Genomic DNA, 9923 nt, shown 5'->3' on the forward strand with positions numbered 1-9923 from the left:
TTAGGTATGACGGAGATACCTCCTTTGGCTTCAATATATTCTCTTAATGCGTCACTATCGTAGCCTTTGTCACCTACGAAAATGTTTACTTCCCTTAAATGGTCAACCAGACTTTGAGCCCGAGCTATATCATTTCTCTGGCCTTCTGATAGTTCAAAATAAATTGGAAGCCCACCACTATCCACGGCTAAATGGATTTTTGTGGAGTTACCACCTCGGCTTTTTCCAATGCACTCATTATCCTTAGTACCTGCTCCGGCACTATGCTGATGAGCTTTGACAATCGAACCATCAGCAAAGACCCAGTCGTAATCAGATAGTTTGGCTAACTCATTGAATAACATGTTCAATAAACCTTTCTTCGACCATAAATTGAATCGGCGATAAACGGCGCTCCAACCGCCGAATTCTGTTGGTAAATCACGCCAAGGAATTCCTGTTCTCAGCCGGAAGAGTATCCCTTCAAACGTCATTCTATGTTCTGGTTTATTGTAAATGCGGCCTGTACTCTTCATTACTTGAAGTAGCTTTTGCCACCGCTTATCAGTTAGCATTAGTCTCGGCATGGTAGTGAGTTGTTCTTTTACTTTTGGCGAAGCAAATTATAACTCTTTACCATGCTGCTCAAAAACCAATCACGAAAGATCAACACGCCTTAGTAAAAGGCATTCAAGGAGTTCGCTTCTAATCGAAAAAAAAGTTTTCCTAAGTATTTCACCCTTGAATCTGGAATTGTTAAACCTCCATTCGTCAGCATAAATAACTAATAGATCGAAACACATATTTATGACTTGTGACGCCCATAGTATAGATTCTGGAATTGTACTACCTGTATATTTTTTTCTAGTTCCATCATTGAGAAAGTTGAGGAACGAAATTCTTTTTAACTCTATTTCTTGAGGGTGAGCAGGTAAAGGGCCCAACTTGAGTATTTGCTTTGAAATAGTTTTGATATATTCACCTAATCCGTCATTATCAATAAGAACTATGGACGTATCAAAGCTAACAGCAAAAAATGGAGCTGAACGTGCACGAGAGAAGTGAAGAGCATCTAAAGCTTCACTGCTGCTCATAACAATTAGCTGTATTAAATGATTTTTATACCTAACTTGTACTTTTCGTGATTTTACACATTTATCGTCAAGTACAATAGCATCTATGTCAGAGTCTAGTGACGCAGTTCCCGAAGCATGAGAGCCATGTAGAAAGAGTGTAGATATATTAATGTCTTGCTCTGAACATAAACTTACCAATATTTCTTTTAACGCCTGAATGTTTTCATTTTCCATATGTGAGCATTAAAACTAAAGCCTTTATTCTTTTTTTTTCGAGTCTTTTGCAATGAAGACTCCAAACAATGCCATAAGTGGTGTTAATAATATTATTAAGAGATCACGCCCCCTGTCTGCAACTCTAAAATCCGAATAATAAATGGCAAGACACATAGCTAAAAAGGTTAGCATGACAAGGACTGTTCTTGTGACCGAAAAATTAACTTTTATCATAATAACTCCCAGTAAGTGCGTGGTCCTTCCAACACTTTGGAAGGACACCCGTTGAAAATATATCAGCTATTAAACCAGTCGTAAATTTCACCGCCTAGCCACGAACCGAAATCATCTGCACCAATCCAGTTGCCAAACTCATAGCCTGCATATCCAGATCCAACAATTAACCCTCCAGCAAGCGCAGCGCTTCCAACAACTGCTAACTCAGCTCCTGCAGCTGCAGCACCGGCACCACCAGCAAATGACCCCATACCAACAGCATCGCCGAAAGAAATATTATCCTCACCACCGCTTACTGTCTTTAACTCGTCTAAAGTTAAGTCTCTCATTGCAAATTTCCTTGTTAATTGTAACCAATGTGAGAACTAAGTATGTCAAGGATATCTTAAATGTATACTGTACCTGGGTACAGTTTTAATGGTCGATATTAGTTATTTCGTAAACGTGACATTGTTTTTTTTTGCGCAGAACACTTTATGTATCCAAACAATTACCAGATGGTCTAATTTAAAAAAATTATTTGTTATAGGTAACGTTAATGCTTATTAACGTCACTTATTCTACAACACGTACAGAGCCTATCATGGGTACTGTGAAGAGAGCATTAACATTACCTCTAAAAAGCGGTTCTATCGCCATTACGGACGTTCTATCAGCTCGTCTAGTTCAATAGAACTAAAGCTCCGGTCCGATATCAGAATCACCTTCAGCTAGCGAGTGCCTATCTAAATTCAAGCGCAAATAACTGTTTAAGTACGAAACAAAAGTATTCGAGTCCCTGTCGGCATAGATATCGCTCTCGTCAGTGAAACCAGAGGCTTCCTCTAAGGCTTGAGCAAAATCTTCAACTGATTCTTGGATGCTACTCAATATATCGTCAGGTGTATCAGCTCGTAACAATGCAAAAAGAGCAAAGTTATAACTCTCTTCTTCCGTCATCGGTGTAACGCGAATGTATATTGCTCTGAGATAGCTTGCTGTCATTTCAGTTGGAACAATTGCGTTAGCCTGCAAGCGATGCAAGTTTTCATCCAGTATTGGAAACAGGCGGGCATTGAAATTATCTGGTAAAGCGGTTCTGGTATATCTGTTTGCACGCCACAATGGCGCTATTTGGAGTAATTGCTCAGAAGGAGCCAGAATATCTACGTTATGTGTATGTAGAGTTGCGTAAAGCTCTTCTTTATTTACCGAAAGGATAAGATCTACGTTAGCTTCGTACCAATCATCCCCAATTGAGAATTGAAGTTTCCGGGCGCTACCAACAAACATGTTTCCAGCATGCTTTTCCTTTTCTTTTATCTTTTTGCATACACATACCTCCACATGAGAATCTAACTTGTCATTTCTGCATGCAATATCACAATTCTGGGAAAGTATGAGGAATATAGATGTGTCCTTTAGCTTCTTTACATCTTCACGAAACTCAATCTTTGGAAGAGAGTTAGCCCAGTTAAGTCTCGTATCCATAGGGACTGATGCACAAAAAAAAGATGCGCATTGCTCCACGCCTAATTCATGTAGTAGTTTTTGACCAAACGAATGCACCGAGCTTCCCTAAACGGTTCTAGTTAAGTCGAAGAGCGTCTCATTATTGTTCGGTTGGTCTGAACTCGCAGTACTTGATAGTTTTTTTCCGAGTTCGCGAGATATAGTTTGAATTTTATTTACCTCAAGATTTTGTGCTGAAAGCAAATCCAGCAGGCTGGAGTTATCAATAGTGTAATTCTTCGCCATCGCTCCAGGACTTTTTTCAAAATTGTCTTTTATAGATTCGAGCACTTCCAAAACGTGTAGAGCTCTATTTTTGGTCTGATTGTTAACTGTATGAGACGTGTCACTACCTTTGAGGTATGTCTGTATAGTCTGACGGCTAACAAGAAAAATATTTGCTATGTCTTTGTTAGGCAAACCAAGTTGAACTTTAGCTCTTTTTACTATCTCAGAGATACTTACCACATCTGCTTTCGGCTTTGCATGTGAAGAAAGTTCTTGGGCAATCAGACGGTACTGCCAAGCAGTACCAGATCTGTCAGATTGTACAATTTTATTTTCAGGAATATTCTGCGGAACCTCAGCATAGGTACTAAAGCATAAACTACTTAATACTACAGATGTTGCCGTTTTACCGACAGAGCTAGTGCTACTCCACATTTTATATCTCCTTATAACCCCAAATATCCAAAGCCGGCTGTTTAATCAAAGACCAAAATACATCTTTGGATTGGTTGTACAAACCATTAGTTGCCTCACGAATACTATCAATTGAGAATGCTGGGCTAGCTTCAAAATTAAAAGTATGGTCTATATCTAAAATTCCGTATGTCGGGCTACTGGTATTTGCCCAAGCAGCCTGCCCCTTTATTACTAGTCCGCAATTCTGGTCTGGCTCAACAAGCTCGTCAGGTAATATTTTTCTGATAGAACGATTTTCAACTGGTAGTTCCTCTAATGCTACTCGCAACATCTTATTCTGATTAACTTCTACAACTTTAGAAGTTAAACCATGAATGTGTTTGCAACCGTCAATTGGCTCATTAAGCTTCGGTGCCAACAATCCATCTGAGATAAAGTCCTCAAGAGTATTACCTGAATCTGGAACAATTACGTCTATGTAACGCAAACCAACCCGCTTAAGTAAAGATTTATTCAGAGTTGGAACAAGCTCAATAAGAGATGATAAAACTTCATCAAATTTTTTATAGAAGTCCTCGAATGTGCCGTATTCCGTCGATTTATAAATTAATGAGCTTTTACTCAATTCAATAATGGAACGTTCACCTGCGGCTCTGAAGAGGTATCTGTTAACCGGAGTTATCTCTTGAGTTGCCTGTTGTGTAGCTTGATCAAACCTAATTGATACCGACTGACCTTTGCTCTCAATTTTTTCCGCAAAGCCAACGCCTATCATGGCTTCATGGATTTTATTTATCACATCTGCAGGTATCGAAGATAAACTAGGGATTTCAGAAAATCTCAAATCTATCAGAGCCTGAACAAGTGGGGCATCTGTTAAAACTTTCTTCATCCTTCTCCCTCGCTTTTCTTACAAGCTTCAATCTGAAGCGCAGATTTTACACTTTTTTTGACATTTTAAAACTAAGATAGTTCAGAAGCTTACTCTTTTACAATGCTACTTGTCGAAAAGCATCGCAAGCATGTATCGGTTAATATGAGTAAATTATATTAATCAATATGTTATGGTTGTTTTTTAAATGCAGCCGCGTCTTTTGTACTCTGCGGCCCACTCTTTAAAACGTTTCTCATCTCGCTTTGAGACATTTGCTTGATATTGCGAAGCTTTTTTTGATATTGGTTTTGGTTTTTCATTGTTGAAGGTGACACCAGATAAGGCATCTGCAAACATTTCGGGCTTTACGTGGCTGTAGTGCTGTTCAATCATTGCTACGCTTGTACCGCATTGCTTGGCTATAACGTCCATGCTTGTGCCTGCCAGCAGTTGCCATGTAATGTATGTGTGGCGTAACGAGTATAGTGTCCTTGGTACATCTGAATGCGTTTTAAGGTTGTTATTCTGAAGAACCTTTTCAAATGCCTTGCCTAACTGTGGTGTTGTTTCACCGTTAGCCAATCGGAATAATTTTTGACTTGGTGTTCTATGTGGAAACCGTTCGCGGAGTCGGGATATCGCGCCAATGACATCTTTTTTGCAGACGATTTTTCGTGTGCCAGTGTGTTTAGTTGTTTTACCTTTGCGTACGTTGATAAAGAACTGTGCTTTACTTCCTTGGGCTTTTAGTTCTATATCACCCCAGGTGATGCTTTCCATCTCTGTGCCCGGACGGATGCCGGTATTTACTGCAATCTCACAGTAATCATAAAGTAGCTCTCTGATTTGCCTTGTCTTCTCGGTGTGAGCGTAACGTTCACTTTCGTAAATACCATCAATTACAGCGTCATACTCTTCTTCTGAGAATGCGGCTCGGCGTGTTCCAGATTTACCTTTCGACGACAATACTGGCACTTGTATCGGTATCATCCACTTGTGTTCAATAGCTTCTTTAAACACTAAGTTAAGCGCAGCATTATGGGTCTTTAACGTTGATGAAGCCGGTGTTCTGCCGAATTGTTTAATACGCCACTCATCAAATTTTTTAATGGCGTCTTGGTCTATCGATGTAACGTATGTTCTGTCAAAGTAGGGGATGTGATATTTGCGGAGAGCTAGGGAGTAGTCATGACGAAATTTCTTTTCGGTATTTTTGTTCCCTTCCTGGCTCTCTATAAAGTCAATCAAGGTCTCAGGGATTCGTTCCTTGGGTTTTTCAGGAGAGGTGACATTAAGCTCTCGTTCAAGTTTTTCAATAACTCTTTCCGCTACATACCGGAATCTTTTGCTTTGAACTAGCGTATTGGTTTCGATTCGGATTTCGTGGTCGAGAAATATTCGATGTGCCATAGCGATGGCTTCGTCTTTATCTTTCTTTTTAGTTGATTTGCAGTACCACGTATTGAACAGTACAAATCGCGCATACCAACGTTCGCTGTTATCTTGTTTGAAGATGTACAGCGTGTCGTTTATGTCATGTCTAGCAATCTGTTTAGCCATGCTGCTAGTAGAACAGGTTATATGTTGATTTGCAAAGAATTTGCAAAGCTATTTTATGTTTTAATTAGGTTTTTGATTTATATCATTTTTATGGCTAAGCTGTCTATTGAAAATCCGCGTGTCCCTGGTTCGATCCCGGGTCGAGGCACCATCACAGAAGCCCTTGCAGAAATGCGAGGGCTTTTTTGATCCCGGCGTTAGAAATTTCTCAGTAAACGGGACACGCGCGTGTCGCCTGCCGGTAACCGTGAGTCGCGATCCCGGGTCGAGGCACCATCACAGAAGTCCTTGCAGAAATGCGAGGGTTTTTTGATCCCGGCGTTAGAAATTTCTCAGCAAACGGTACACGCGAGCGCGCTACTTGATAAGCCCACAGGTACCCGTGAGTCTCAATCTCAGGCCGATGACCAACTTTAATTAGCCAATGGGCTCGCTTTTACTGAGCAAAAATGCAGAAAAATGGATTGCACTTTATTATCAGTCCGTCATGATCCCCGACGATAATGAGCATGTGCAAGCTCGAATTCTCGATAGAGCAAAACGTTAATCTCAGAAATACAGGCAAAGCATGGCGGCAATAGGTATTGATTACGGTACGTCCAATTCAGAAGTGGCATTTTTTGACGGTAATCATCACTCTCACGTAAAACTCGATCCTCAGGTAAAAGACGGGAATAAAATTCGCTCGTCGATTTTTATTTATTACCCGGACGAATTGCCCACGCCGCCCGATGAGATTGTCGAAGCCAAAGTGGCGCAGCTACAGCGCGCTATCGGTGAGCAAATCGAAAAAGAAAAGCAGCGTTTTTATGAAGCTAAGGATCCTAACGAGCAACAGGTCTATAGCGACAGAATAGAAAGCCTGCGCGGTCAGTTTCACGACCGCCCTGGGTTACAAAAGCGCGCAATTCAATTACTGCTGAAAGATCTCACCGTTCAGAATTTGTCGCTTAAGCAGTTAGTGGAAACCGGTACTTTTGCCTTTGGTGAAGAAGGCTTCAGACGTTTTCTGGCCACACCTCAGAAGGGCCGGTTAATCTATTCACCAAAGAACTTTCTGGGCGCGAGCTTAGACGCCCAACAGCAGGAAGCGTTTGTTGGAATGATTGCCAAACAGCTTGGTTATTTTCGCCAGTGTGCAGAAGCACAACTTCAGCAAGCAGTCGATACGGCGGTAATTGGCAGGCCGGTTAAATTCCACGGAACACGCGGAGAGACCGGCAATGTGCAAGCGATAAATATCATGCAACAAGCTGCAGCGTTGGCCGGGTTTAACAACGTTAGTTTCCTTGAAGAGCCCATCGCCGCGGCCTACAAAATTGAGCGTACGTTAGCAAAAGAAACCACTACGCTGGTGGTGGATGTGGGTGGCGGGACAACGGATATTTGCTGTATCCGATTAGGCTCAGAGTCAGCGCAGCCAGAACAACACAACAAGCCGGTACTAGGTGTAACAGGCAAGCGTTTGGGCGGAATGGAGTGTGATAAAAATCTGGTGCTAAAAGCCATTGCGCCGCATTTGGGGCAAGACCTGTCGATGCAGAACGGGCTGCCTGTGCCGCCCACTTATTTTTCTGATATGTGCGCCGTAGATGATATTCCCAAGCTCACCCGGTTCTTTTCAGACGAATACGGGCTGGAAATCATGCAAACCATGTCGATTGTTAAAGAGCCTAAACTGCTTGAGCGACTGCTGATTATTCAGGAAGAGAAGCTTTCGGCCAGAGTAGTGAACTCAGCGCGAATGGCGAAGGAGTTATTGTCGTCGAAAGCACAAATTACTTTGCCTTTGTCGTACATAGAGCCAGACTTCAGCATTAGTATCGACAATCAGATGTTAGCTCAGTCAATGCAATCCTGGCTAAGTAAGGTGATTCGTCTAATAAAAGAGTGTCTGGCTCAAACCGATATTGAGCCAGAGGTGGTTATGATCACCGGTGGCATGAGTTTGTCTCCTGTTCTGCGCGACACACTGTCCACTGGGCTACTGGCAGGGTTACCACTGCTCGAAAATGACGCTTTTAACTCTGTATGTGAAGGTCTGGCGATTCAGGCATACAGAGTAAGTGGTACTCAAACGCCCCGTTAAAAGCTTATGGGCGGATTAGTTACGCTACAGGTTAACGATTTCCTTTTCACTTAATGGTTTGGTGCACAGAATGTAACAGTTGTAAAAGTAATGTCCTTTGTTGGATAGGAAGATGAGAATGCTTCTTATTTCTAAGTCGTAGAGTCAGAAGGACATTCCCTTGAAAAATTTAGTATTAGCTGGTGCTGTGTGTTCACTGGCGTCAGGTGTTGTTGCCGCAGGTCTGGATGACAACGAAATTAGCCTGAATGCCGGCTTATCCTATCAGTTATCTGATGCCTGGACGCTTGGCCTTGGGTTTGCTCAGGCCGCCAGAGGCAAAGAAATTGGCGATGGTTTTACTATCGATGAGTACCTTTACGATGGCGAAGATATTCCAGTGGTGGCGGGCGATCTTAAACCTGAAAAAGTGACCAATATCGAAGCCTCTGCTGCTTACAGCGCGAATAACCTGGAAGCCCGGTTTAGTGTATACCAGTCGGTAATCGCCGCACTAATAGCGCCCATGCCGGAAGCAAACAGTTTGCATGCTTCGCCCCGCTCAAGGGCAGCAAGTTTCTTTTCCACACTGGTCATTGTTGGATTTCGCCCACGTGTATAAACCGGTGTGCTGTATTCATTGACCAGCGCGGCGCAGAGGTTTTCAAACTTGCTGTAGGAGAACAGCGAAGTCTGGTGAATGGGTTGTGTTACGGGTTGGATATCCGTTTGCGAGACAAAGGCTTCAGGCCCACAACAAATATCGAGATCCTGCTGTGAAATTCTCATGTTGTTGTATTTTGAATATTTTATACCACCTTGCCCGCAATTGTTGGTGGCGTACAAGCTCGTGGTCTTAATATTCTGCTAATTAAGCGACATCATCAAAAAAGCCGGCGAATATGCCGGCTTTGTTACGGTGGTGATGAACTAAGCGGCTTTTTCCTCAGCAATCCAGTTATCTACCATGCGTTCTAAAATGGTCAGAGGCACCGCGCCACTGCCGAGGATCACATCGTGGAAGGCGCGGATATCAAACTTATCGCCCAGCTCGGTCTCGGCTTTCTCTCGTAGTTCAAGAATTTTCAGCATGCCGATTTTGTAGGAAGTCGCCTGACCCGGCCACACAAAATAGCGCTGCACTTCGGTTTTTATCGCACCATCAGAAATGGGCGAGTTATCTCTGAAGAACTGATTAGCCTGTTCTTCTGTCCAGCCTTTGGCATGAATGCCGGTGTCTACCACCAAACGGATAGCGCGCCACATTTCAGAGACTAAGCGGCCAAAATCAGACATAGGATTCTGGTAGCCGCCCATTTCCTTAGCCACCAGCTCTGCATACAACGCCCAGCCTTCAACATAACTGTTAAAGAACGACGTGGTTCTGAATTTAGGAACACCTTCCAGTTCCTGAGCAATGGAAATTTGCATATGATGGCCGGGGTTGCCTTCGTGGTAGGCGATTGCCTCCATTTCGTTCTTAGGCATGGTGGTCATGTCTATCAGGTGAGCATAGTACACACCCGGTGTGCTGCCATCCGGCGAGCCGGCAAAGTGTAAGCGATCAATTTAGACCGTCTTTTCCTCATTGAACTACCCCGTAAAATAGTCCCCGTAGATTTTACTAACGGAGACTTTATTGATGGCAACAAAAAGACGTACACGCGAGCAATGGCAGGTATTGGTTGATAAGCAAGCAGCAAGCGAACTGTCGGTCAGTGAATTTTGTGCACAGCATGCGTTAACAGTATCAAACTTCTATCTGTGGCGTAAAAAA

At 42.7% G+C, this 9923-nt stretch carries 10 protein-coding genes and 2 pseudogenes; 3 read left to right on the top strand and 9 right to left on the bottom strand.

The genetic code is table 11. From position 1 onward, the window contains the following. The 7 genes from C6Y40_RS13100 to C6Y40_RS13130 form a co-directional block, all read right to left on the bottom strand. Positions 1-566: IS5 family transposase (locus tag C6Y40_RS13100; protein ID WP_105934963.1), on the bottom strand; the 566-nt coding region annotated here is incomplete at its 3' end. A gap of 69 nt (positions 567-635) precedes the next feature. After that, positions 636-1289 carry a nucleotidyltransferase domain-containing protein gene (locus C6Y40_RS24625; RefSeq protein ID WP_146129567.1) on the bottom strand — a complete coding sequence of 218 codons (654 nt, stop codon included), beginning with the start codon at positions 1287-1289 and terminating at the stop codon, positions 636-638. A 278-nt stretch (positions 1290-1567) separates the two neighbouring features. Next, positions 1568-1837, bottom strand: coding sequence for a hypothetical protein (locus tag C6Y40_RS13110; protein WP_105934969.1), 270 nt, complete (start codon positions 1835-1837; stop codon positions 1568-1570). 346 nt (positions 1838-2183) lie between these two features. Beyond that, positions 2184-3056, bottom strand: a complete 873-nt coding sequence (locus tag C6Y40_RS13115; RefSeq protein WP_146129568.1) for a hypothetical protein — start codon at positions 3054-3056, stop codon at positions 2184-2186. A gap of 9 nt (positions 3057-3065) precedes the next feature. Beyond that, positions 3066-3662 carry a hypothetical protein gene (locus C6Y40_RS13120; RefSeq protein WP_105934971.1) on the bottom strand — a complete coding sequence of 199 codons (597 nt, stop codon included), beginning with the start codon at positions 3660-3662 and terminating at the stop codon, positions 3066-3068. Between the two features lies 1 nt (position 3663). Then, positions 3664-4536 carry a TIGR04255 family protein gene (locus tag C6Y40_RS13125; protein ID WP_105934972.1) on the bottom strand — a complete coding sequence of 291 codons (873 nt, stop codon included), beginning with the start codon at positions 4534-4536 and terminating at the stop codon, positions 3664-3666. A gap of 183 nt (positions 4537-4719) precedes the next feature. Next, positions 4720-6078, bottom strand: a complete 1359-nt coding sequence (locus C6Y40_RS13130; RefSeq protein ID WP_105934973.1) for a tyrosine-type recombinase/integrase — start codon at positions 6076-6078, stop codon at positions 4720-4722. A 568-nt stretch (positions 6079-6646) separates the two neighbouring features. On the opposite strand from C6Y40_RS13130, the gene C6Y40_RS13135 reads away from it, so the two are divergent. Both C6Y40_RS13135 and C6Y40_RS25210 read left to right on the top strand, forming a co-directional pair. Continuing rightward, complete coding sequence (locus C6Y40_RS13135; protein WP_105934974.1) at positions 6647-8167, top strand: Hsp70 family protein; 1521 nt, start codon at positions 6647-6649, stop codon at positions 8165-8167. A gap of 214 nt (positions 8168-8381) precedes the next feature. Further along, positions 8382-8693 (top strand): annotated as a pseudogene (locus C6Y40_RS25210) (TonB-dependent receptor domain-containing protein); the annotation flags it as partial. On the opposite strand, the gene C6Y40_RS25570 reads toward C6Y40_RS25210, so the two are convergent. Next, positions 8603-8935, bottom strand: coding sequence for a PLP-dependent transferase (locus C6Y40_RS25570; protein WP_105934975.1), 333 nt, complete (start codon positions 8933-8935; stop codon positions 8603-8605). The pseudogene C6Y40_RS25210 and the gene C6Y40_RS25570 sit on opposite strands and share 91 nt — an antisense overlap. 141 nt (positions 8936-9076) lie before the next feature. Then, a pseudogene (locus tag C6Y40_RS13150) lies at positions 9077-9691 on the bottom strand (DUF885 domain-containing protein); the annotation flags it as partial. Positions 9692-9788: 97 nt separating this feature from the next. Here C6Y40_RS13150 and tnpA point away from each other — a divergent pair. Beyond that, on the top strand, positions 9789-9923 hold a 135-nt coding region (gene tnpA, locus C6Y40_RS25575; protein ID WP_420836923.1), incomplete at its 3' end, for an IS66 family insertion sequence element accessory protein TnpA.

Origin of the sequence: Marisediminitalea alba (genome assembly GCF_002993365.1) — a bacterium.
In the GTDB taxonomy this organism is placed as follows: Bacteria; Pseudomonadota; Gammaproteobacteria; order Enterobacterales; family Alteromonadaceae; genus Alteromonas; species Alteromonas alba.

What these genes read in the sequence shown, in the direction of transcription:
- C6Y40_RS13135 (WP_105934974.1), top strand. Translation starts at nt 6,647, where the DNA reads ATGGCGGCAATAGGTATTGATTACGGTACGTCCAATTCAGAAGTGGCA.
- C6Y40_RS13125 (WP_105934972.1), bottom strand. Translation starts at nt 4,536, where the DNA reads ATGAAGAAAGTTTTAACAGATGCCCCACTTGTTCAGGCTCTGATAGAT.
- C6Y40_RS24625 (WP_146129567.1), bottom strand. Translation starts at nt 1,289, where the DNA reads ATGGAAAATGAAAACATTCAGGCGTTAAAAGAAATATTGGTAAGTTTA.
- C6Y40_RS25570 (WP_105934975.1), bottom strand. Translation starts at nt 8,935, where the DNA reads ATGAGAATTTCACAGCAGGATCTCGATATTTGTTGTGGGCCTGAAGCC.
- C6Y40_RS13130 (WP_105934973.1), bottom strand. Translation starts at nt 6,078, where the DNA reads ATGGCTAAACAGATTGCTAGACATGACATAAACGACACGCTGTACATC.
- C6Y40_RS13120 (WP_105934971.1), bottom strand. Translation starts at nt 3,662, where the DNA reads ATGTGGAGTAGCACTAGCTCTGTCGGTAAAACGGCAACATCTGTAGTA.
- C6Y40_RS13110 (WP_105934969.1), bottom strand. Translation starts at nt 1,837, where the DNA reads ATGAGAGACTTAACTTTAGACGAGTTAAAGACAGTAAGCGGTGGTGAG.